This window comes from Hyalangium minutum (genome assembly GCF_000737315.1).
Classification (GTDB): domain Bacteria; phylum Myxococcota; class Myxococcia; order Myxococcales; family Myxococcaceae; genus Hyalangium; species Hyalangium minutum.
In genome coordinates, this window is the sequence record NZ_JMCB01000001.1 from 967,946 (window position 1) to 990,935 (window position 22,990).

Below are 22,990 nucleotides of genomic sequence, written 5' to 3' on the forward strand. Positions count from 1 at the left end.
TCTCCGAGAGGGATTAGGGGAGAGGTGAAACCATGGCCACGCTCGCTCGCTACCCCCACCCGTTCCTCCCCACGACCCGCGCCGACATGAAGGCGCGAGGCTGGGAACAGCTCGACATCATCATCGTCAGCGGGGACGCGTACGTGGACCACCCCGCCTTCGGGCCCGTGCTCATCGCCCGCTTCCTCGAGGGGCGAGGCTTCAAGGTGGGCATCATCGCCCAGCCTGACTGGCACTCGGCCGAGCCCTTCAAAGCGCTGGGCCCTCCCCGCCTCTTCTTCGGGGTGGCCGCCGGCAACCTGGACTCGATGCTGAACCGGCTCACGGCGCAGAAGAAGAACCGCTCCGAGGACCAGTACAGCCCCGGCGGGCAGACGAACTGCCGGCCGGACCGGGCCACCATCGTCTACGCCCAGCGCTGCCGCGAGGCGTACCCGGACGTGCCCATCATTCTGGGCGGCATCGAGGCGTCGCTGCGGCGCATCGCCCACTATGACTACTGGAGCGACAAGGTGCGCCGCTCCATCCTCTTCGACGCGAAGGCGGACCTGCTCATCTTCGGCATGGGCGAGCGCCCCGTGTGGGAGGTAGCGGACCGGATGCGCAAGGGCGAGCGCATCGATCAGATCCGCGACGTGCGCGGCACCGCGTACATCATCAACGACGCGGAGATGAAGGCGCACGAGGCGGACCCGGCGAAGCGCGCGGCGGACCGGAAGACGGTGGTGCTGCCCTCCTACGAGGAGGTCATCGCGGACAAGCAGGCCTTCGCGGTGATGTCGCGGGACTTCCAGATGGAGACGAACCCGGGCAACGCGCGGCCGGTGGCGCAGCGGCACGGCAACCGGGCCCTCTACATGAACCCGCCGGCGAAGCCGCTGGACGACGGGGTGGGCACCGGGGACGGCTCGGTGGCGATGGACGAGATGTACGACTTGCCGTTCAACCGGGTCCCCCACCCCATGTACAAGGAGCGCATCCCGGCCTACGAGACGGTGAAGCACTCCATCGTGCTGATGCGCGGGTGCTTTGGCGGGTGCACGTTCTGCTCGATTACGGAGCACGAGGGCCGCGTCATCCAGAGCCGCTCGGCGGAGAGCGTGCTGCGTGAGGTGCGGCAGCTGCGGCGAATGGGCGACTTCCGAGGGACCATTACGGATCTCGGCGGTCCTACCGCGAACATGTACAAGCTCAAGTGCAAGAGCGAGGCAATCGAGAGCAAGTGCCGCAAGCTCTCGTGCGTGCACCCGGGAGTCTGCGAGAACCTGCAGACGGACCACGGCCCGCTCATCGGCTTGATGCGCGAGGTGCGGAAGGAAGAAGGCGTGAAGCACGTCTTCATCGCCAGCGGCGTGCGGTATGACCTGGCGGAGCGCTCGCCCGAGTACGTGAAGGAGCTGGCGGCGCACCACGTGGGCGGGCAGCTGTCGGTGGCGCCGGAGCACGTGTCGCCGCGGGTGCTGGAGAAGATGAAGAAGCCGGGCATCGAGAGCTTCGAGCGCTTCCAGACGATGTTCGCGTGCGCGAGCGAGGAGGCGGGCAAGGAGCAGTACGACATCCCCTACTTCATCAGCGGGCACCCGGGCTCGACGCTGGAGGACATGGTGGACCTGGCGCTGTGGCTGAAGAAGAACGGCAAGCGGCCGCGCCAGGTGCAGGACTTCATCCCCACGCCGATGGCCGTGGCGACGGCCATGTATTACACGGGGTTTGATCCGCTGAAGATGGAGCCGGTGTACACGGCGCGCGGGCTGAGGGAGAAGAAGCTGCAGAAGGCGCTGCTGCTGTACTGGAACCCGGAGCACTGGCCGCTGGCGCGCGAGGCGCTGGAGCTGGCGGGCCGGAAGGATCTGATCGGCCGCGGGCCGCATGCGCTGGTGCCTCCCGAGACCCCCGCCGAGGCCGAGCGCCGCCGCCGGACCGAGGAGCGCCGGTCCCCCTGAGGCAGGAGGTGCTGCCATGCACGTGCTCGTCCTAGGCGGTGGAGTGTCGGGGCTCTCCTGTGGCATCCGGCTGCTCGAAGCGGGCCACACGGTGGAGCTCTGGGCGCGCGAGCTGCCGCCGTACACCACTTCGGATGTAGCGGCGGCGGTCTGGTACCCGTACCGGGCCTCGCCCCAGGACAGAGTGACGGCCTGGGCAAAGCGCACCTTCGACGTGCTGAGCGCGCTGGCGAAGCACCCCGAGACGGGCATCCTGGTGGAGCGTGGAGTGGAGCTCTTCACGGAAGCACCGCCGGATCCGTGGTGGGCGCCATGCGTGCCGAGCCTGCGCGCCGCGACACCCGAGGAGCTGTTGCCAGGGTTCACGCACGGCTACTCGTTCGAGGCGCCCATCATCGAGATGCCCATCTACCTGCAGTTCCTGTTGGCGCGCTTCCGGGAGCTGGGGGGCCGGCTCGATCTGCGCGAGGTGCGCACGCTGGACGAGGCGTGGCGAGCATCGCCCGTGGTGGTCAACTGCACGGGCCTGGGAGCACGGGCCGTGGTGGGAGATGACTCGCTCTTCCCCATCCGCGGCGAGGTGCTGCGCGTGGCGCCGCCGCCGGTGAGGGGCTTCATCTTCGACGAGAGCGAGACGCGGGGGATCAGCTACGTCATCTCCCGCTCCAAGGACTGCATCCTGGGAGGGACGGCCGAAGACGGGAACCCCTCGCTGGAGCCCGACAAGGCCAAGGGTGCGGCCATCCTCGAGCGCTGCCGGCGGCTGCTGCCCGCAGGGGCCCGGTTCCAGGTGCTGGAGCACAAGGTGGGGCTGAGGCCTGGCCGGGCCACCGTGCGCCTCGAAGCGGAGCGAGTAGGCCAGCACCGCGTCATCCACAACTACGGCCACGGGGGCGCGGGCGTCACCCTGTCCTGGGGCTGTGCCGAGGAAGTGGCAGCGTTGGTGATTGCCGGCTCCTGAGGCCTACCCGCCCAGGCGCTTCCTTGAATTACCAATTCCACGGGAATATACGGCTTTCTCTGGTTTGGCGGCATGGAGCCGCCTTCTGTCGCGAGGAAGCCCGGATGCGCACTCGACTGCTGGCAGCCTGTCTCACGCTCTCACTCACGGCTTGCGAAGGAGGGGCACCGGAACCGCGCCAGGAGCCGGAGGTGCAGGACGCGGCGCCCTCCTCCACGCAGGATCTCCAGTCCGCGCTCTCCGCGCTGCCCGGGACCGAGGTGGCTGGCACTCACGAGGACGGAGTGCCGTTCATGATCCGCGGGCCGCTCGGCACGGTGGAGCGCTCGCTGCGCGCCGCCACGGCCCAGGAGGCTCACACCCAGGCGAGCGCCGCGCTGGCCAAGGTGGCCCCGGTGTTCCGCCTGCGCGCTTCGGATCTCGTCGCGAAGCGAATCACCCGGGATGAGCAGGGGCACACGCACCTGCGCTATGCGCAGACGCGCAACGGCCTGCCCGTGGTGGGACAGGAGCTCATCCTCCACATCGACGAGCAGGGGCGCGTCTACGCGGCCAACGGCTCCGCGCGGGATGGAGAGAGTGTCCCCTCCCCGAGCCAGGCCCGCCTGGCCTCCGAGTCCGCCACCGCCGCCGCCCTGAAGTCGACGCTGGGCGGTATGTCCACCGAGGGCACGCCGCGCCTCGTCTACGTCCGCGCCGACGCGGACCAACGCCTCACGCTGGCCTTCGAGGTGCTCGTGACGGGCGAGTCCCCTGAGAAGCCCGTCCGGGACCATGTGTTCATCCACGCGCTCGACGGCTCGGTGGTGGCGCGGTTCTCGGACATCCACGAGGCGCGCAACCGGCTGGTCTACTCGGCGCGGTACGGAACCACCGTGCCCGGCACCCTCGCGCGCAGCGAGGGAGGCGCGGCGACTGGGGACACCGTGGTGGACACGACCTACGACAACCTCGGCATCTTCTACGACTGCTTCTACGGGCTGTTCGGCCGGGACTCGTACAACAACGCGGGCGCCCCGCTGAGGGCCGTCGTGCACTACAGCCGGAACTACGCCAGCGCCTTCTGGAACGGCAGCTACCTGGTCTGCGGCGATGGGGATGGCACGACGATGGCCTCGCCCTGCGCGGACTCGGACGTCGTCGTCCACGAGTACACCCACGCCGTCACGGACTACGAGTCGGGCCTGACGTACTCGGGGGAGTCCGGAGGCCTGAGCGAGAGCTACTCCGACATCTTCGCCTCCGTCTGCGAGAGCCGCACGCGCGGCTTCGTGCTGCCGGATCCGGACGCCTTCAAGATCGCCGAGGACATCTGGACGCCCACCACCCCGGGCGACGCGCTCCGCTACCTGAATGATCCGAAGCAGGATGGAGTCTCTCTGGACTACTACGCGGACTACACCTCGAGCGTGGACGTGCACTACAGCTCGGGCATCCCCAACCTGGCCTACTCGCTGCTGGCACAGGGCGGGACGCACCCGCGGGGCCGCTCCATCATCAGCGTGACGGGGATCGGCGTGGAGAAGGCGGGCCGCGTCTTCTACCGGGCCAACACGGACTACATGACGGCGACGACGACGTTCGCGCAGGCCAAGGTGTACACGGAGCAGGTGGCCACGGTGCTGGGCTACCCGGTGGCCTCGGTGACGGCGGCGTGGCAGGCCGTGGGCGTGGGCGTGACGGCGCCTCCGGTGACGAGCACTCCGCTCCACGTCGGCGTGACGACCACGGGCCTGTCGGGCGCCTCGGGCTCGCAGGCGTACTTCCACCTGGATGTGCCGACCAACAAGCCGGTCACCTTCACGCTCAGCAGCGGCACGGGTGACGCGGACATGTACGTGAAGTTCGGCTCGGCGCCGACCACCAGCTCGTACGACTGCCGCCCGTACCTCTCCGGCAACAACGAGACGTGCAGCATCGCCGCGAAGACGACCTCGGGCCGCTACTACGTGATGCTGCGGGGCTACAGCGCGTACTCGGGTGTCTCGCTGCTGGGCCAGTACACGCCCTGACGCAGTCACGGGCTGAGGCGGCTCCGGATCCTGCTGTTGCGGCCCGGAGCCGCCGGGTACAGTCCGCAGCCGCATGCAGCCCCAGGCCGACGTCATCATCCTCACCGCGCTGAAGGAGGAGTACGACGCCGTCTTGGAGGTCAGCACTGGCGCCCTCCCTGGGAGCACCTGGGAGACAGAGCTCAGAGATGACGGGCAGACCGTCTCCTTCCGCTCTTTTCAAGGGACTCGCGGTGGGGAGCTTCGCGTGGCGGTGCTCCAGGCTCCAGCCATGGGAGGCGTGGCGGCCGTGGGCGCCATCGCGCCTCTGGTGGAGCCCTACAAGCCCCGGTGCCTGGCCATGTGCGGCGTCTGCGCGGGGAATCCCGGTGTGGTGGAGCTCGGGGACGTCATCGTCGCGGATGTGCTCTGGGACTACGATCAGGGGAGGGCCGAGCGCACGGTCACGGACTCGGGAGCCACGGTCGAGCGCGTCCAGGGCCGACGCCTCTCCTATCTGCTGAAGGCTCGCTGGAAACGAGCGGCGGTGCCCTTCGTTCCACCCGGCGCGGACTCCTGGCTGAAGCTGCGGCCCCGCTCCTCCCAGGACTCGGCGGAGAAGCCGTTCCGAGTCCATGTGGGCCCCCTGGCCACGGGCACGAAGGTGCAGCGGGGACCGGGGATCTTCGAGCGGCTGATCCAGGAGGATTACAAGGTGCTCGGGCTGGAGATGGAGGCTGCGGCGCTCGCGGCCTTCGCTCACGAGCACGAGCTCCCCCACCTCGTGATGAAGGGGGTCATGGACTTCGCGGACTCGGCGAAGAATGACCGCTTCAAGGCCTTCGCCGCGCGGGCTTCCGCCGAGTGCCTCGTGGCATTCTTGCGAGAGAACCTGCCGGCAGGTCCCGCGGACGCAGCCATCTCGGAAGAGGCGCTGGCCGCCTACAAGCGCGCCCTCGTCGAGCAGTCCTCCGTGCCTCACCTGGAACTCCACGGGCTCGCGAACATCGAGCCTGGCTCGCGGGAGATGAAGCTGGAGCTGCTCAAGTTCGCGGTGGCGCCCTCGCTGCATGACGGAGCCCATGCGGCCAGCCGCCGAGAGCTGGAGATCCAAGAGCAGCTGGCCCGCGGAGTGGAGGATCCCGTCCAGAGGCACGCACTCGCCCAAGAGCGCGAGCAACTCATGGATGCGCGGTGGGACTATTACGCGGTCCGAGGCAAGGAGCACATCAGGCCCCATTCCTTCGCGCAGGTGCTGTCCCGGCACGAGCGGCTCGTCATCGTCGGAGATCCCGGAGCGGGCAAGAGCATCCTCCTTCGCCTGGCACTGCTGGCTTGCGATGAAGGTCCTCTGGGACAAGATGCCCGGCAGCTCCTGGGAGAGGAAGATCTCTTCAACGATCAGTCGCTCGGCGCACTCAAGGCGCTGCGCAGACTGCTCCCCGTGCCCATCAAGCTGGGCAGGCTAGGAGAGGCACTGAAGAAGGAACGTGGCCTGTCGCTGGAGGAGTTCATCCGCCGCCACCTCGGCCAGCATCGCGCGAGCAAGAAACTCCTCGGCAGCCTCCCGTTTCTGCTCAACACGGGGCGAATCTTCCTGCTGTGCGATGGGCTGGACGAAGTGGCGGAGGAGCTCCGGGAGCGCGTGGTCCAGAGAGTGACGGCACTGCTCGAGCAGTATCCAGACGTCCGGCTCCTGCTAACCACCCGTCCCTATGGCTACCGCCCACGAGTTCCCGGCCTGGAGCATGCCCGGCTTGCCGCACTCAGCTCCTGGCAGCAGCAAAAGCTCGTGTCGCGCCTGCATGTCCTCGTGGAGGGGGGACAGTCTGGCGAAGCGGCGGGAGCGGCACGCGCGCGCCAGCGAACGAGGGCCTTGCTGCGCTCGGTCCATACGCGGCCCGAGTGGCAGACGCTCAGCAGCAACCCGCTGCTGCTCACCTTGTCCGCGCTGACCCGCACCGACCAAGGGGCCCTGCCTCGGCACCGGGTGATCGTCTACAACAACTTCGTCACGACACTCCTGGCGGAGTGGCGCTCCGCGGTCCCCTTGAAGAAGGCCCAGCAACTGCTGGCGGCCTGGGCCTCCGTCGCCTTCGAGCTGGTGCGCCAGGAGAAGCACCTGGGCATCGCGAAGGCCCACCTGCTGCGGATGCTCGCGGACACCCAGCACACACCGCCGAAGAGGGCTCAGAGCTTCGCGGAGACCGCGCTCCAGCTCGCGCTCGAGAGGGGGCTCGTGCGCGAGGAGGAAGAGACCGTCTCATTCTGGCACCGGACCTTTGGCGAATTCCTGGCCGCGTATGCCCTCACGGGCACGGACGAGCAGGGGGCCGCGAGCCGTATCCTCGAAGCAGGCCCGCTCCCCCTCCCCGTCCTTCAGTTCGCGGCGGCACGGCTCGACCATGTGCTCCACGCCCGCCCGCAAGCCGATGCTCTCGCGCGGGGATTGCTCGCCCAGGACGAGCGAGCCCCCGGACGGCTGCTGCGGCCGGGGCTGCGCCAAGTCTCTGCCTGTCTCACGGATGGAGTCTCCTTCTCCCAAGAGCTGGTCGAGCGCGTCTGGACCTCGTGGGCCGAGCTGCTCGCACAGACTGCGCCCTCCCGGGCCTGGAGCCAGTTCAGGCCGCTCACGCAGGCGGCCCTGCCGCGCACGCTGCCGGCCGCTCTCGTGGAGCGCTTCGCCCGCCTGCCGGATCGAGGTCTGTACGAGATCCATCATGGGACGTCCCTCCTCGTGGCCCGGCTGGCCCGGGAGGCACCTGACGCCGCGCGCGAGGTGTGCACGCGGTGGATGAACGCCCAATCCTCCCTGGCAGGAACCCAGAAGTTTCACGGCGCCATCGGCCTTGCTTCTCTCGGGCAATGGAGTGACGAAGTCATCGCCGCTCTGGGCGAGTTCCGCGAGGTCCTGAAGCTGGGCGTGGAGATCCTCGCGCAGCAAGTTCGCGACGGCGGCCCGGTGTTGAGGGAGCGGCTCCTGACGCTGGCGCAGGCCCGGATCCCCGGGGACGACCCTTCCATGGGGAAGCCAGCCCCCTCGGATCTGCCCACCGCCCGAACCCAAGAGCATGAGCGCGTGGTCGAGCGAAGGCTCTCCGCGGCGGTCCTCCTCGCGATCTCCGGGACGTGGGAGGAAAACGGAGCCTGGGTGCTGCACAGGGCGCTCTCAGGAAAGGAGAGCCCGTCCCGGCTGGACGAACTCAAGGGGGTGCTCCTGCACTGCGCCACGGCGGCCCCCGTGCAGGCGAGCCTCCTTGAATGGATCTGCGACGGCCAGCTCCTGGGCGACAACGCCCGGCAGCTCGTCCGCGAGGTCGCGGCCTTGGTGGAGGACCTGCCCCAGCAGGTGCTGGAGAGGTTTGCGCAAGCCGAAGGGACGGTGCAGGAGCAGCTGGAGGAATTGCTCGTCCAGGTGGGAACAGAGCGGCGCTCCCTGCTCGACCTCCTGTGGGGTTGGTTGGAGGATCCTCAGGAGGAACGCCGGGTGCGCGCGGCCCGCCTCCTGCGCAAGCTCGCCCGGCATGAGCCGCGGTACCACGAGGCGCTGCGGCGTGGCATGCAGGCTCCCGAGCCGGTATGGCGCGTCCGTTGGGCCTACGCGTCGTTTTCCCTCAACCCGGAACTCTCGAAGCGAGCACTGGCCACACTGCAAGACTGTGCGCGCTCCCCGGATCCCGCTGTGCTTGAGGCCGTTTACGGGAGAAACAAGGCGCTTGATTGCGTCAGGTGGGAGGGAGTCCCGGCGCTGGAAGGCTGGCTCGCCTGTGCACTGGACCCCACCGTGCCAGACGCGGCGAGGCTCCGAGCGGCCCAGCTCGTCATGTATGCGAAAGAGAGCTGGGAGCCTGTGAGGGAGATCTTTTACGCCCTGCTGGACTCCGAGGATTCGCTGGTGCGGCACAGTGCGGCGATCGAGCTATTCTTGCGAGCGCCCTCGGACATGCGCGTATCTCTGATGGCGGCGGAGAGGGCCGCACAGACGGACGGCTGCCGAAGGCTCAAGATGGGCCGTGAAAAACTGGAGGCCTGCGCCCGGGAGGCCGTGCAAGCCATCCTGAGAGGCCTCCCGCGCCAAGCGGTGTCGAAGCCACCTGATAGGTCCTGGGGAGTTCAATCCGATTGGAGCGCTCTCCTCGCGGAGCTCGTGACGCAGGATCTGCCGGCCGCGGCCCCTCTGATCCAGAACTTGAACCAACCCGGAGTGGCTGGCGAAGCGGCGGAGGCCGCACTCGAAGAGCTGGCGCGCAAGCACCCCTTTGTGCGAGCAGCGATCGGCGAGCGCCTGCGTCAGGCCGTGGCCGCCCCCCACCCGCTCGAGCTGCAGCGCCTCGTGAGGCTGGGCCTCCTGCATGGAGAACTTCAGCCCTTGGCCATCCCCGCGAGCCGGGGGCTCGATCCCCACACCCTGTCTCCGGGTGAGGCCTCATGGCTGGCCAAGCTCTTGAAGTCGGCGCACGCGGACGAGGACGCGCTCCGCTTCTGGCGGAGCGCGCTCGAGGGAGCGAGGGCCGTGGACACCCTCGAGGCCGCGGCAGAGCTCGCGGTGTACTTTCCAGGAGAAGCGGGGCCCTGGATTCAAGGAGCCATCGCGCGGCTGCTCGGCTCGCCCGAGCCCTCTCTCCGCTTGGATGCGGCGCGGCTCGCGCTGCTGTGTGGCGTGCACGAGGAGGGTGCCGTCCAGGTGCTCATCGGCTGTCTGGAGCTGCGCGAATCCCTTCATCGGGCGCCCGATAAGCGCCTCAACCTTCTGGAACTCCTCGAAGGCCGCGCGTTCGATCGCCGCGCGGAACACAAGCTGTTGCAGGAGTCCTCCCGGTCGAACATTCGCACCGAGTTCCTGGCGATGCAGACGCTCTACCTTCATCGGCCCGCTCGAGGCGCGACGATCCTGGAGCAGTGGCTCGGCGCCGAGTCGATGGAGCACTTCCAGTACGCTGTGGAAGCTCTCACGGCGCGCGGCCACTCGGGCGAGCGGGTATCCGCGGCGCTGATGGAGCGCCTGCGCTCCGCTCCCAAGGCACAGCTTGTGACGCTGATGCACCTCGCGCACGAGCAGAAGGCCTCCCCAAAAGAAGTCCTGGAGCGGCTGCTCGCGCGTCATGGTGGCGATCCCGAGGGGGGCTTGGTGGATGTGGCGCTCATCAACTGGCTCTATCGGCACCCCACTCTCTGGGCCGAGCTGCGGCGGCAGCCTCCGGAGCTGCGCGAGTCCTTCAGGATCCTGCTCTACAACGATCCCTTCGTGACCCGCGACACCGTCGCCTTCACTGTCGAGCGTGCACTCGCGCAGAACGACATCCTGAACGTCAATGTCTGGGAGAGCGCTGTCAGCATCTGGTGTCGGCATCCCAAGGGAGAGTCAGAGGAACACCCGCGCCCTTCCCGGCGCATCGAGACGGCAGCCCCTGAGCAGGTACGTGGCTGGCTTCAGGAGCTGCTCCCCCAGGAGCCCCTCCCCAGCACCCTCGAAGGGCTGTCGTGCTTCGACCGGCTCGCTGAGCTGGCAGAGCTGCCTCTGGACCACCGTCTCCCCGTTTTGAAGCGCGCACTGGAGATCGACCTCGGCGCACGGGCGCACGAGCCCACCTATCCCTGGCGTCTCGAACTGCAGGCCACCGCCGCGCTCCGGGTGTTGAAGCTCGGAGGCTCCCATGGCCGACTCCTGCCCATTCTCCAGCGAGCTGTCGATGACCTGCGATCGCCGTGGGGGCCCAATGCCTTTCCGTTCGCGAGCGCACTGCTGACGTACTGGCCGAACGACATCACGCGGAGGCAGTTCGTCCTCCGCACGGCCCTCGCTGAAGACAACGGCTTCAGCACCGACCAACTGCTGGTGCTCCTGGAGATGGCCCAGCTCCCACAAGAGGAGCGCATCTCCCTGCTCTGCCTGTGCCTGGGACTGCAGCCCCGCGCGACGCTGCCCACCTGTGTCCCCTCCGCGAGCGCCGCTTGGAGAGAGCACGCTCCCAGCCTGTTTGCCGCCCTCGAGAACCTCGGCTGCGACAAAGCGCGCCTTGCGTCCCTCCTCCATGAGTTCGTCTCCACCTATGGAACGAAGCTCTCGGCGCAGGCCCAACGGGCGCTGCTCGATCGGCCTGAACTCACCGCAGCGAGTTCCGCGAAGCTGCTGGCAGGAGTGCTCCTGGAGAGGCCCTACGACGCAGACCCTCCAGGCCAGCGGTGGCTGGAGCGATTCGCCTCGAAGCGGCCCCAAGGTGAAGAGCGCTCTCTCTTGGAGCGCCACTGGGATTCGGACTCCCTGTCGACCCACCTGAAATGGCTGGCGGACTTCTCCCAAGCGGATGAGCCGGAGCCGGTGGAGCAAGCGCTCTGCGAGCTCACAGGCGTGGACTCCCCGCTCTACCGTCAGGCCCGCCAGCGCCACGCCCTCTCCGACGCGCAGTGGAGCCAGTTGCTCGAGCAACTCGCGCTCGCGCCCGAAGAGCCGAAGGCCTCTCAGTTCGCCAAGGAGTGGCTCCTCATGAGCCTGTGGCGCACATGGGAATCACCGGCAGCCGTGTAGGTGCGACCTTTCCCGCTACACCCCAGATCCATGAATTGCGTAAATGCGCTGGGCCGAAAGGCCGCCGTCCTCAATCCCTGAGGGCGGCTCGAGAAGGCAGGAAAGGACCCCATGACGATCGTGGACTTTCGTACCGCGCCCGCTCACCGCAGGATCGTCTCACCCCGCTGGCTCATCCTGTGCGCCGTGCTGGCAGCGTGCAGCCCCGCTACTCCTGAAGCACCCTCCGAAGCGCCTCCCGTTTCCCAGACACAGCCCCTCACCGGGACTCCCGAGCTGTCGCCCGAGTTCGCCGTGAACCCGGCCGCCTCGAACCCCACGCATCAGGAGGGCGCCGTGGTGGCGGCCGGCAATGGCCTCTACCTCGTGGTGTGGATGGACACCTCCGATACACACAGCCCGGACATCTACGGCGTGCGCATCCGGGCCTCGGATGGCGAGCGGCTGGATACCTCGCCGCTGCTCATCGGCACGGGCTCCACCACCCAGTATCAGCCTGCCGTCGCCTTCGACGGCGTGAACTTCCTGGTGGTCTGGACCGATATCCGCAGCGTCCCTGCCATCTACGGCGCCCGGGTGCGGGCCTCGGATGGCGTGGTGCTGGATACCTCGCCGTTCCTGATCAGCCGCACGCCCATGGGGCCGTACCAGCTTCCCCAGTTCAGCCCGGCGGTGGCCTTCGACGGGACGTACTACCTGGTGACGTGGCACGGCAATTACTACGAGAACGGCCCGGTCAGCACCGGCGTGCAGAGCATCCGCGTGCGGACGGACGGCACCTTCATCGACGCCTCCAGCGCTCTGCTCGCCCGGGACGGCAGCAACTCGCGCGTGGCCTACGTGGACGGCATCTACCTGGTGGCCTGGCAGAAGAACCAGAACGTCGAGGCCATGCGCATCCGCGCCAACTCGATGACCCGGCTGGACACCACGCCCATCTCCCTGGCGGCGACGTCCGGCAACGAGAACAGCCCCGCGGTGGCCGGGCAGAACGGCGAGTTCCTGGCGGTGTGGATCGGCGCGGACAACGCCCTGTGGGGCCGCCGGCTGAACGCCGAGACGGGCGCCAAGCTGGGCTCGGCGGACTTCTCCGTGGGCCCGGCGGCGCTGGCCCCGCCTGAGGTGACCTTCGACGGCGAGAACTACCGCGTGCTGTGGCAAGCCACCCGCGAGGGGGCTCGCAAGGTGCTGACGACGCGAGTGGCGCGAGATGGGACGGTGGCGGCGGACACGGAGCTCCTGCTTGCGGACCCCTCCTCCGCGCAGGCCCTGCGCGGGGGCATCGCCGCGGCGGGCTCGAATCTCTACCTCGCTGCCTATACGGCGTACGACACCGCGCTCTCCAAGTCCCGCGGCCGCTTCCGGCTCGTGACGGAGGGCCCGTCCAACGTCTCTCCGGAGCTCGCCGTGAGTCTGGCCCCCACCGGCACGCAACACCTCGAGACGGCGGCCGCGGCGGGCAATGACCTGTACCTGGTGGTCTGGTCCGAGGTGAATTCCACGTCGGGCAACCGGCCGGACATCCTCGGGGTGCGCGTGCGGGCCACGGACGGCGCGCTGCTGGATGCCACGCCGCTGCGGATTGGCACCTCGGTGCCCTCGGCGGACCTCTCGCCGGCGGTGGCCTTCGATGGCACGAACTTCCTGGTCGTCTGGGAGGGCATCGACGCCGTCCCGCTCATCTTCGGCGCTCGGGTGCGGGCCTCGGATGGCGCGGTGTTGGATGCCACGCCGCTGCTGATCAGCCGCCCGGCCGTGGGGGCCTCCGTGGGCCTGCCCCAGTTGCATCCCGCGGTGGCCTTCGATGGGACGAACTACGTGGTGGCGTGGCAGGGCCTCTGGTACACGAGCGACTCCGTCGACTCGGGCGTGCAGGCCATCCGCGTGCGGCCGGACGGCACCTTCCTTGACACCAACGCCACGATCGTCGGCCCGGGCGGTAGCGACGCTCGCGTGGCCTCGACGAACGGCATCTCCCTCGTGGCCTGGACCCAGAACACGGATGTCCAGGCGGCCCGCCTCAATGGCGCGACGGGGCAGTTGCTGGATGCCTCGCCGCTCTCCGTGGCGGCGACCTCCGCCTGGGAGGTGAACCCTGCGGTGGCGGCCCACAACGGGGAGTTCCTGGTCGCCTGGACCAGCGGCGCGGACCTGCGGGCCCGGCTGCTGAGGGCCTCGGATGGCGCCCTGCTGGGCACGTCGGACTTCCTCGTGGGTCCGTCCGTTCAGGCGCCCGCGGACGCGACGTTCGACGGGCAGGACTACCGGATCAGCTGGCAGGCCACGAGGAGCGGGGGCCGCACGCTGGTGAGCACGCGCGTGTCCGCGCAGGGCGTCGTCGATGCGGACGCGGAGCTCTCGCTGTCGCGGGTGCATACCTCCGCGGGGACGTACCGGGGCAACATCGCGGCGGTGAGCCCGGGCCAGCTCCTGGTGAGCTACTCGCAGTTCGACGCAATGGTGCAGAAGACGCGCGCCCGGGCGCGGCGGGTGAGCGACCCGCGGCTGGGAAGCGTGCCGCAGATGCCGGAGACGTGCAGCGAGGCGGGTGCGCCCATCCTGGTGCTGACCGCGTCCTCGCCGCTGACGCTGGAGTGCGGCTCGGGCCCGTACATCGAGCCGGGTGCGAGGGCCGTGGACGCGTGCGGCAACGCGATCGAGGTGCACGCGTACAACACGGGCGCGGACTCGTCCGGGCCGGGCCCCAACCTGCGCTACGAGGGCACGTACTCTGTCTCGTACGCGGCGTGGGACGCGCTGGGCCAGACGGTGACCGCGACCCGGGAGGTGATCGTGGATGACCGGAGGCCGCCGACGCTGACGCTCCTGGGCGACGCGCACATGACGCACACGTGCGGCAGCCAGTGGCAAGAACCCGGCTGGCGGGCGACGGACGAGTGCTACGCGAATGTGTCGGCGCAGGTGCAGCGCACGGGCGAGGTGAACGGCTGGGCAGCAGGCACGTACACGGTGACCTACTCGCTGACGGACGCGGGCGGCAACAGCGCCACGCCGATCACGCGCACCGTGGATGTCGTGAACTGCCCCTGGTAGCAGCGGCAGAGGAATGAAGGCGGCCTGCCCTTGCTCTCCTCATGAGAGAGGGGCAGGCCGTCGCTCTATCTCATGCGCTGATTCCGTGAGTGGGTTCGAGTAGCGCAGGAGGTCCATCAGGTCCTCGGACTTGAGGAACAGGCAGGCGTCGTTGAAGTCCCCTTCGGCAAGCTGGGAGCGCATCGCCTGGAAGAAAGTCTGGGCCACGGTGAGCGCCTGGTCGCCCGAGATGCGAAGGTGCTCGGCGAGGTCATCCAAGAACAGGTCGCGCTGGAACTCCTTCGGCACCAAGCGCCTGCCGTGAGCCCGCTCGCAGGTCGCGAAAATCAGGTCGACGTTGCCCGGCAGCAGGCCCCGGATGATGTCGACCTGGTCCAGGCGCAGGTTGCGGCGGAGGGCACAGAGGATCGCCTGGACCGTCTCCTCCACGTTGTCCGTGAGCCCGAGGCTCTGGAGTTGCCCGCTGCCCCTCAGCGCGTCGAAGAGGGCCTGGGTCTCCAGCTCGTCCAGCTCGGATTCGGTGATCCCGACACCGGCTTCCTGGGGGGGCTCCATGTTCTCCGCCATGGCACTCATCTCCTTGGGCGGTACGCAGGACCGCTTTCTTCAAGGGTGCACACCGGTGGACGGCGGCGCAGCGGAGCCCGGCAGGCCCAGGGTGGCTCTTTCAAGCGCTCCCCCCGCCCTCGCGGTAGCTCTCCTGCTGCGACGCATGGCAGCCATTCGTCGTCGCCAACATCAACCGCCGCAAGAAGGCGGGGAAGGGCTGGCCTTCCAAGAAGAAGGCCGCCAGCAAGAAGAAGCCAGCGGCGAAGAAGACAGGGGCTCGCAAGAAGTCCGCTCGCAAGTCCTCGTAATCGGACACAGAGAGCCTTACGGCGTGTACAACTCCGTTACCAAGGCATCCCCACCGTTGGGGTTGAGCCCCCCAGAGACGAGCACCCGCCCATTGGGCAGCAACGTCGCCTGGTGGTAGAAGCGAGGCACGGTCGTGGTGCCGGCAGGACTCCAGGTGCCCGAGAACGCGTTGTACACGTCCGCGACCGTGCGCAGGCCGCTTCTCCCAAGCCCTCCCGCCACGAGCACCCGGTCGCTCACCTGTACCACCGCAGCGAGACTGGAAGCCGAGCTCGCGAAGACGACACCACGCCAGGTGTCTGTCACCGGGTCGTACACCTCCGCTGAGCTGCCCGCCGTGACGAACACCTGCCCGTTGGGCAGCAGCACCGCCGTGTGCTGGCTTCGCGGCGTGGCCATGGAGGCGACAGGGCTCCAGGTGCCCGTGGCCGGATCGTACACCTCCGCAGACGCAAGCTCCCCGCTGCCGCCGGAGCCCCCGGCGACGAGCACCTGCCCGTTGGGCAGTAGCATCGCCGTGTGGTTGGAGCGGGGCAGCGACATGGAGGCCACAGGGCTCCAAGTGCCCGTGGCCGGATCGTACACCTCCGCAGACGCGAGGTACCCGCTGTCGCTGAGTCCTCCGGCGACGAGCACCTGCCCGTTGGGCAGCACCGTCGCCGTGTGGTTGAAACGGGGCACCGCCATGGGGAACACCGTGCTCCAGGTGCCCAGCACCGGCGCGTATACCTCCGCAGACGCCAAGCCCCCATTGGGGCCGTACCCGCCAGTGACGAGCACCCGGCCATCAGGCAGAAGCGTCGCCGCGTGTTCGTAACGAGACGTGAACATGGAGCCCACCGCACTCCAGGTGCCGGCTGCCACGTCATACACCTCCGCCGAGGCAAGCAGGCCGCTGCCCCTGTCGATCCCCCCTGCTGCGAGCACCTGGCCATTGGACAGCGCCGTCGCCGTGTGGAAGAAGCGCTCGGAGGTCATGGCGCCCGTCAGGGCCCAGGAGCCCGATGCCGGAGCGTACAGCTCCGCCGACGCCGGCCCTAAGGCGAGCACCTGGCCATTGGGCAGCAGCGTCGTCGTGTGCGGGCCAAAGAGCGAGTACGGGTACACAGTAGGGTTGGCGACGCTCCACGTGCCGGTCACCGGGTTGTAGAGTTCCTCGCCTGCCCCCCAAGCACTGCCCCCCGTCAAGAGCACGAAGCCACTGGGCAGCAGTGTTGCCGTGGGCATGGAGTGAGCGGAGTTCATGAAGCCGGCGCTGCTCCAGGTGTCGGTCTCCGGGTCGTACACCTCTGCCAACGTATCGTTAGAGGCGGAGCCGGTTCCTCCCGCGACGAGCACCCGGCCTCCGGGCAGCACCACCGCGGCATGCCAGTTGCGAGCCACGGTCATGGAGCTCACCTCGCTCCAGGTGCCTGTGGCCGGATCGTACACCTCCGCCGAGGAGAGAACGCGACCGTCGCTGGCGACTCCTCCGGTGACGAGCACCCGGCCATCGGTGAGCAATGTCGCGGTATACAGGATGCGAGGCGAGCTCATGGAGCTGACCGTGCTCCAAGTCTCGGTCGCCGGATCGTACATCTCCGCCGACGCGACGGGATCATTGAGGCCCACTCCCCCCGCGACGAGCACCTTCCCGTTGGGCAGCAGCACCGCCCGGTGGTGCGCGCGGCGCTCGCCCATGCCGGCTACCAGGCGCCAGCTCTCGGTGGCCGGATCGTACACCTCCGCCGAAGAGAGCGCGCTCCAGCTGTCGTCGTATCCCCCGGTGACGAGCACACGGCCATCTGGCAGCACCGTCGCCGTGTGGCCGCCGCGAGGGGTGTTCATGGAATCCACCACCCTCCAGGCGCTGGTGGCCAGCGTGTAGAGTTCCGTCGGTTGCGAGTTGAGTCCCCCTGCGATGAGCACCTGCCCCGTGGGCAGCAACGTCGCCGTGTGCAGGTTGTGGTAGGAGGCCATGGGCCCCGTGCTGATCCACTCCCAGGCGACAGGCTCACAGCTCTCGCTCACGCCATTGCAGTCTTCATCCACCGGTGTCGAGCAGTCCTCTGGCTGAGGCAGCTGCTGGCCCTGACAGGTGACGTTGCCGAACAGATCGCACGCCACGGTGCCCGCGCGGCAGATGCCTACGCCACGGGTCCAGAGGGCGCCCCCATAGCAGGGCTGGCCCTGGTAGTCGGAACAGCTGCAGCCCTCATTCACCGCCCCATCGCAGTCTTCATCAAAGGGCCGCTGGCACGTCTCCGCCGCAGGCAGCACCTCCCCCAGGCAGGCGCTCCACTCCGTGCCGAGGACGTTGCACTGCCGGCGCCCGGCCCGGCACAGCCCCTGGCCCGCGGTCCCCGCGGGGCCCGAGTACGGGCAAAGCTCATAGGCCCCTGGCGTGCAAATGGGCGCTGTCACGACGAGTTGCACCTCGGCGCAGGGGCCGCTGCCGCAGATGGCCGCCTGCGGAGAGCCTGTGACCGTCGCCATCGAAGACAGAGGGCCGTCCCGGCCGGCGTAGACGGTGGCCGTGTGGCCGCGCTTGATCTCGACGCACGTACGGCCCCCCGCGCCGGTGTACCGGGGCGAGCTGTTGCCCGAATAGGTGACCCCCTCGGCGAAGACCTGGGCACCCGCGACAGGGGCCCCCTGCTCGTCCACCACGCGCACGTCGACACAGCTCTTGTCCGTCCAGGGCGCATCACAGTTCCACCAGGTGAAGTGGCGCACCTGGACGACCCAGGCCAGCCTCCCCGGCTGTGTCTGCGAGGGCTGGATGGTCCCCGCGCCCTCCTCTTTCCACTGGCCCGCGTCCAGATCGAACCACCACGCCGGCACGGTGTCGCCCACCTCGAACTGGCTGGCCAGCGCTTGCGGCAGCAGGAACTCCAGCGTCGCGGTCTGTCCCGGCGCCAACTGCACGGGAGCGCCGCCGCTCCACAGGCTCACCTCCGCCATGAAGAAGCTCTCCAGTTGCACGCGCTCACCGCCAGTGGCTCGCACTCCCTCCAGCGGGCCCGGCATCAAGGCCATCTGCGTGGTGGGGTCAATCGGAGCGATGGTGACGTCCACGGTGCCCAAGACAGGCTGTCCCAAGGCATCCACCACGGCGTTGGGCGGCAGGGTGACGCGCACCTGCCCCGTCTGGAGGACGGCGCCCTGCTCCACCTGGAAGGAGATGGGCGTCGGCAGCGGCAGCAACGTGACCTGGGTGCCCACGTGCGCGCCCTGCTGCAGCTCTAGCACCGCCGTGCCCGAGGTGAACCCCAGTGCATCCACACGGACGAGCAGCCGCCCCGACTCGAGGCCCTCCAGCAGCAAGTGGCCCGAGCTGTCTACCGGGTACACGGCGCCCCGCGCCGACACAGCGGCTCCGGGAATCGAGTGACCCGCCTCATCCACGACCTGCAGGAACACGCTGGTACCCACTGGCTCCGTTGGCGCCTGGGGCGCGGAGGGCCCCGCGGGGATGTACACCTCCGCGGAGGCCTGATTGCCGGGGCTGAAACCTCCGGCCACCAGCACCCTGCCGCTCCTCAGGAGCGTCGCCGTGTGCAGGTAGCGGCTCGTGGCCATTGCCCCCGCGGAGCGCCACACACCCTGCGCTGGCTCATACACCTCGGCCGCGGTGAGGGTGCCGGTGTACTCGTGGAAGCCTCCGGCCACCAGTACCTGCCCCTGGGGCAGCAAGGTTGCCGTGTGCGAGCGGCGTGGCAGGCTCATGCTTGCGCCCACCGTCCAGCTGCCCGTGGTGGGGTTGAACAGCTCCACTGAAGCGCTCTCCTGTCGGTTGGAGGAGCCTCCCCCCGCCACCAGCACCTGGCCATCCGCTAGCGCCGTGGCCGAGTGGTAGGCGCGCGCCACCGTCATCTGCCCGGCAGGGCTCCAGCGCCCCGTGGCCAGGTCATACACCTCTGCGGACCGCTGGCTCCCCCCGCTGCCGTCCGTGCCGCCCGTCACCAACACTCTCCCGCCCGGCAGCAGCGTCGCCGTGTGGTTGCGCCGGGCAACCGCCATCCGCCCCGTTGCGCTCCACGTACCGCTGCCTGGGTCATACACCTCCGCCGTGGACAGGATGGCGCCCCCGTACTCCTGGTCAGCGCCGCCCGTCACCAGCACCCTCCCATCCGGCAGCAATGTCGCCGTGTGGTAGAGCCGCGGCGTCACCATGTTGCCCACGGGCGCCCAGTGACCGCTGCCCGGGTCATACACCTCCGCGGAGATGCCACTGTTCCATTCCCTTGCCCCCACTCCGGCGACGAGGACCCGCCCATCGGGTAGCAATATCGCCGCGGCCGCGCGATGCGTGTTGAGCGCATCCGCCGTGCGGCTCCAAGTGCCGCTGCCCGGGTCATACAGTTCGGTGGAGCGGTTGTAGCCGCCGGTGACCAGCACCCGGCCATCCGCCAGCAGCGTCGCGGTATGCAGCAATCGTGAGCCGGCCATGGCGCTCGTCGCGCTCCACTGCCCCTCCACGCTGCTGGAGAGCGTGTCGGCGCGGCCCGATGGGCTCTGCCAAGAAGAGAGCTCCTGGCCCGAGTTCCCGGCGGCGGTGTTGCCACATCCCACGCTCCACAGGCACAGCAGACCCAGCAGCACAACCCCAGGCACTCTCACGGAGGTCCTGACAACATCAGCAAGACTCCACGACATCGGTACCTGCTCGAGATGATTCATATTCTACCTGACCTGGGGTGGACGGCCTGCAAGCCTCGGAAGATCCACTCTCGTGGAGCGCATGCAGACAAACATGGCATCAAATGACCGGGAGCTCATAGGCTCAGGGCGCGTCAATCGCCCAAGGGGGCGGCGCCGCAGGGTGATGACGACGTAGCCCATGCATCGCAACGCGCTCTCCGTCTCGCGGAGTTCTCGGACTACACGCGCGAGCGGCTGGCCTTGCTGGACGAGCTGACGCCTGACCAGGTCCGCGCCACCTACGACGAGGTGCACGCGCGCCGCTACGACACTCAATCCAGAGGGTCCTGCTCGCTGCTGAGTCCCGTCCACAGCCGGAGGGCGTCTCGGGCTGGCTGGAACTGCCTCTGCAGCTCTGCGGGCAGCCGGTCCAGCCAGCCCGTGCCCGGCGGGGAGATCAGCCGGCGCTCCCTGGCGGCCACGAGCACGTCCGCGTAGCGCATCAGCCCCAGCCGTTGAACTGGGGGCTCCAGTACACGGGGTTCTCGGTGCGCAACCGGCTCAGGAGGGCGGCGGACATGCGCGGAGCACGAGTAGAGGGCTCGTGCTCCGCGCAGCGCTCACTCACTTCTCAATGTGGATGTGGGGACCGCCCCAGACCTTCTGTCCCGCCGGGCGTGTCCGCTCGTCACGCACGGTGTAGCCAGCCGCCCGGGCATCGGCCATGAAGGCATCGATGCGCGCCTTCGACACGTCGCGGGTGCGCACGTCGATCGCCCGCCCCTGGTAGTGCTTCGAGCGGGTGTTGTGCTTTCCGCCCGTGGTCGAGGTAACGGTCAGGCCGTGCTCTCGCGCGAGCCGTGCCATGCCCTCGAACGGCCGGCCCGTCGTCGGCTCGGTGCTCACAGCTTGGGTCTTGGTGTTCTGCGCAAAGCGTGAGGTGCCGTTGAGGGCCGAGAAGGTCCGCTGCCCCACCACGCCATCCGCCTTGAGTCCCATCGAGCGCTGGAAGTCGCGAACGGCCTTCTCCGTGCGGGGGCCGAACTTCCCGTCACTCACTCCAGGATTGAATCCCGCCGACCGCAACCGATCCTGCACCGCCCGAACGCTCTCGTTCGCCGTTCCCTTGCGGAGCGAGCCGCTCGTGTAGCCGGCCACGCTCGCCCGATCGGCGGCCCGGGCCGCAGCCATCGAGTTCTTCGAGGAGAAGCTGCTCTCGGCGGAATACCCCTTCACGCTCGCCCGGTCCGCCGCTCGCGCAGCGGCCATCGAGCCCGTCTTCGAAGTCGAGCCAGACTTCGAAGTTTTGCTGTCAGCGGAATATCCGCTCACGCTCGCCCGGTCCGCCGCCCGCCCGGCAGCCATGCTTCCGCTGCTGCTTTTCGACGCACCTGTACTGCCGCTTGACGCACCTGTGCTGCCGCTTCTCGACGCACCTGTGCTGCCGCTTCTGGACGAACCCGCACCGCTGACGGACATGAAGTGCTCCTAGAGGGGAGAAGGCGCGTCCGGGGGGCACGCCGTCCCTGTCGTACCCACATTCTCGTACGAGCAGTGAAAAGAGTTGCCGCCAAATCACACGGAGTGGCTTCTCCCAAAGGAGAATGGCGTTGAGCGCGTCCTATGCTCGCGGCATGGCTCTCGTACGGAATGCTCGTCTTGCGCTCTGCCTGCTCGTGATGCTGGGGCTCACTGGTTGCTCGGACGAGCCGATAGGGGATCCGCCCATCTGCGGGGTCAGCCCTGTCCCGTCCCCTGGCACCGGCCAGAGTTCGGGGCTGATGAAGGTAGGCCAGCGGTTCACCCTGCGCATCACGCCGGTGAATCCGTCGGTCTGCGGCGAGCCCACGCTGCCCACCTCCGTCACGGCTGAGATCGAAGGTCCCAGCGGCGAGCCCATCGAAGGGCAGATCCAGCTGGGCGAGGCGACCGCTCCGGCCACCCTCCAGTTCACCCCGGTGCGGCCTGGCCCGCACCACATCCTCGTCGCCTTCTCTCAAGTGGGAGGCCTTCACCAGTTCGACTTTCACGCGGTGGTGGACAGCTCCCTCTCCGCGCCCAGCTACACCTTGAACAGGGCTTGCACCTCGCTGGAGCGCACCCAGCAGGGCAGCTGGGTCTGTGGCACCACGGTGCTGCGCGGCGATACCCAGGTGGCCACCTTCCCCAACGCGCGCCTGGCCGTCGCCGGAGATGTCATCTGGGTGCTGTCCAGCACGGCGCTCGAGCGCTACGTGGACACGGGCTCAGCCCTGGTCATGACGGGCTCGCTGAACCACTCGCAGGGCAATGCCACGTTCCTGCTGGCCTCGGCGGAGGAGCTGGCCGCTGTCCATGATGACTCCCTGGCGCTCTACACCTTCAGCGGCGGCACCCTGGCCTCCGCGGGCGTCACGCCCTGGACCCCTCCCGCTGCCTCGGTAGGCTTCGCAGGGGACCCTCACGGCCTGCTCCTGCGTGAAGGCAGCCAGTTCATCCTGGTGACTCGCCAGGCCGTCAACTTCCAGTCCGTGATTCAAGCGTGCCCGTACCAGCTCGACTCGGGCAGGCTTCAGCGCACGCCGGAGACCTGTCTCCAGTTGGGGGGAGACGTGGTGGGCTTCGAGCCCCAGGTCCTCTGGACACGGGATCCGCCCTTCATGAGCGGCACCCGTCTCGAGCAGGGGAGCATCCACCGGTGGGAGTGGAGCGGCGGACGGCTCGTCGAGGCAGGCTCGGTGTCGCTGGGCGCCCAGGCCCTCCTCACCTTCCCACCGATGGTGACCCCCTCCGTCGTGCCGGCCATCTACGCGAACCAGTCCGGCAACTTCAGCGCTTCGCTCACCGCGGTGGCCTTCTGGTCCGCCGAGCGGCGGGCGATCCTCTTCGAGCACCTGGACGCGGAGGTGCACTCCCTCCGCGCCAGCCCCACCTTCTACTGGGGCAATATCTCCCCGTCGACCTCGCCCCCTCTCACGAAGATCCGCCTGCGCTCGCAAGCCCCTATCCCGTAATTCAGGAGAAGAGGAGCTCGGGCTGCGGGGTGACAGTCGTG

Annotated in this window: 11 protein-coding genes; 6 read left to right on the top strand and 5 right to left on the bottom strand. The window is 68.6% G+C overall.

Going from position 1 to position 22,990, the window contains the following annotated elements; all coding sequences use genetic code 11:
• Positions 1–32: 32 nt before the first annotated feature.
• The 5 genes from DB31_RS03680 (at position 33) to DB31_RS03700 (ending at position 14,475) form a co-directional block, all read left to right on the top strand.
• Entirely contained in the window at positions 33–1,943 is a 1,911-nt protein-coding gene (locus tag DB31_RS03680; protein ID WP_044181908.1) for a YgiQ family radical SAM protein, read from the top strand.
• 16 nt (positions 1,944–1,959) lie between these two features.
• On the top strand, positions 1,960–2,904 hold the full coding sequence (locus DB31_RS03685) for an FAD-dependent oxidoreductase (protein ID WP_044181911.1): 945 nt from the start codon (positions 1,960–1,962) through the stop codon (positions 2,902–2,904).
• A 104-nt stretch (positions 2,905–3,008) separates the two neighbouring features.
• Positions 3,009–4,916, top strand: coding sequence for a M4 family metallopeptidase (locus tag DB31_RS03690; protein ID WP_044181914.1), 1,908 nt, complete (start codon positions 3,009–3,011; stop codon positions 4,914–4,916).
• A 73-nt stretch (positions 4,917–4,989) separates the two neighbouring features.
• Positions 4,990–11,421 carry a phosphorylase family protein gene (locus DB31_RS03695; RefSeq protein ID WP_044181916.1) on the top strand — a complete coding sequence of 2,144 codons (6,432 nt, stop codon included), beginning with the start codon at positions 4,990–4,992 and terminating at the stop codon, positions 11,419–11,421.
• Between the two features lie 111 nt (positions 11,422–11,532).
• The gene (locus tag DB31_RS03700) at positions 11,533–14,475 is read left to right on the top strand and encodes a DUF5011 domain-containing protein (protein ID WP_044181919.1); all 2,943 of its coding nucleotides are present in this window, start codon (positions 11,533–11,535) and stop codon (positions 14,473–14,475) included.
• A 39-nt stretch (positions 14,476–14,514) separates the two neighbouring features.
• On the opposite strand, the gene DB31_RS03705 is transcribed toward DB31_RS03700, so the two are convergent.
• The 5 genes from DB31_RS03705 to DB31_RS44475 form a co-directional block, all read right to left on the bottom strand.
• On the bottom strand, positions 14,515–15,042 hold the full coding sequence (locus DB31_RS03705; RefSeq protein WP_044181922.1) for a DUF2267 domain-containing protein: 528 nt from the start codon (positions 15,040–15,042) through the stop codon (positions 14,515–14,517).
• Between the two features lie 100 nt (positions 15,043–15,142).
• Positions 15,143–15,340, bottom strand: coding sequence for a hypothetical protein (locus DB31_RS03710; protein ID WP_044181925.1), 198 nt, complete (start codon positions 15,338–15,340; stop codon positions 15,143–15,145).
• Positions 15,341–15,348: 8 nt separating this feature from the next.
• Complete coding sequence (locus DB31_RS47765; RefSeq protein ID WP_169787004.1) at positions 15,349–19,929, bottom strand: Kelch repeat-containing protein; 4,581 nt, start codon at positions 19,927–19,929, stop codon at positions 15,349–15,351.
• Between the two features lie 359 nt (positions 19,930–20,288).
• On the bottom strand, positions 20,289–20,459 hold the full coding sequence (locus tag DB31_RS48555; RefSeq protein ID WP_157231791.1) for a hypothetical protein: 171 nt from the start codon (positions 20,457–20,459) through the stop codon (positions 20,289–20,291).
• Between the two features lie 121 nt (positions 20,460–20,580).
• Positions 20,581–21,225, bottom strand: coding sequence for a peptidoglycan-binding domain-containing protein (locus DB31_RS44475; protein WP_052419687.1), 645 nt, complete (start codon positions 21,223–21,225; stop codon positions 20,581–20,583).
• A gap of 341 nt (positions 21,226–21,566) precedes the next feature.
• Here DB31_RS44475 and DB31_RS03725 point away from each other — a divergent pair, with 341 nt between their 5' ends.
• Complete coding sequence (locus DB31_RS03725; protein WP_157231792.1) at positions 21,567–22,949, top strand: hypothetical protein; 1,383 nt, start codon at positions 21,567–21,569, stop codon at positions 22,947–22,949.
• Positions 22,950–22,990 lie beyond the last annotated feature (41 nt).

Excerpts from the sequence above, each read along its gene's own strand:
- DB31_RS03680 (WP_044181908.1), top strand. The coding sequence starts at position 33 with ATGGCCACGCTCGCTCGCTACCCCCACCCGTTCCTCCCCACGACCCGC.
- DB31_RS03685 (WP_044181911.1), top strand. The coding sequence starts at position 1,960 with ATGCACGTGCTCGTCCTAGGCGGTGGAGTGTCGGGGCTCTCCTGTGGC.
- DB31_RS03690 (WP_044181914.1), top strand. The coding sequence starts at position 3,009 with ATGCGCACTCGACTGCTGGCAGCCTGTCTCACGCTCTCACTCACGGCT.
- DB31_RS03695 (WP_044181916.1), top strand. The coding sequence starts at position 4,990 with ATGCAGCCCCAGGCCGACGTCATCATCCTCACCGCGCTGAAGGAGGAG.
- DB31_RS03700 (WP_044181919.1), top strand. The coding sequence starts at position 11,533 with ATGACGATCGTGGACTTTCGTACCGCGCCCGCTCACCGCAGGATCGTC.
- DB31_RS03705 (WP_044181922.1), bottom strand. The coding sequence starts at position 15,042 with ATGGCGGAGAACATGGAGCCCCCCCAGGAAGCCGGTGTCGGGATCACC.
- DB31_RS48555 (WP_157231791.1), bottom strand. The coding sequence starts at position 20,459 with ATGCGCTACGCGGACGTGCTCGTGGCCGCCAGGGAGCGCCGGCTGATC.
- DB31_RS44475 (WP_052419687.1), bottom strand. The coding sequence starts at position 21,225 with ATGGCCGCTGCGCGAGCGGCGGACCGGGCGAGCGTGAAGGGGTATTCC.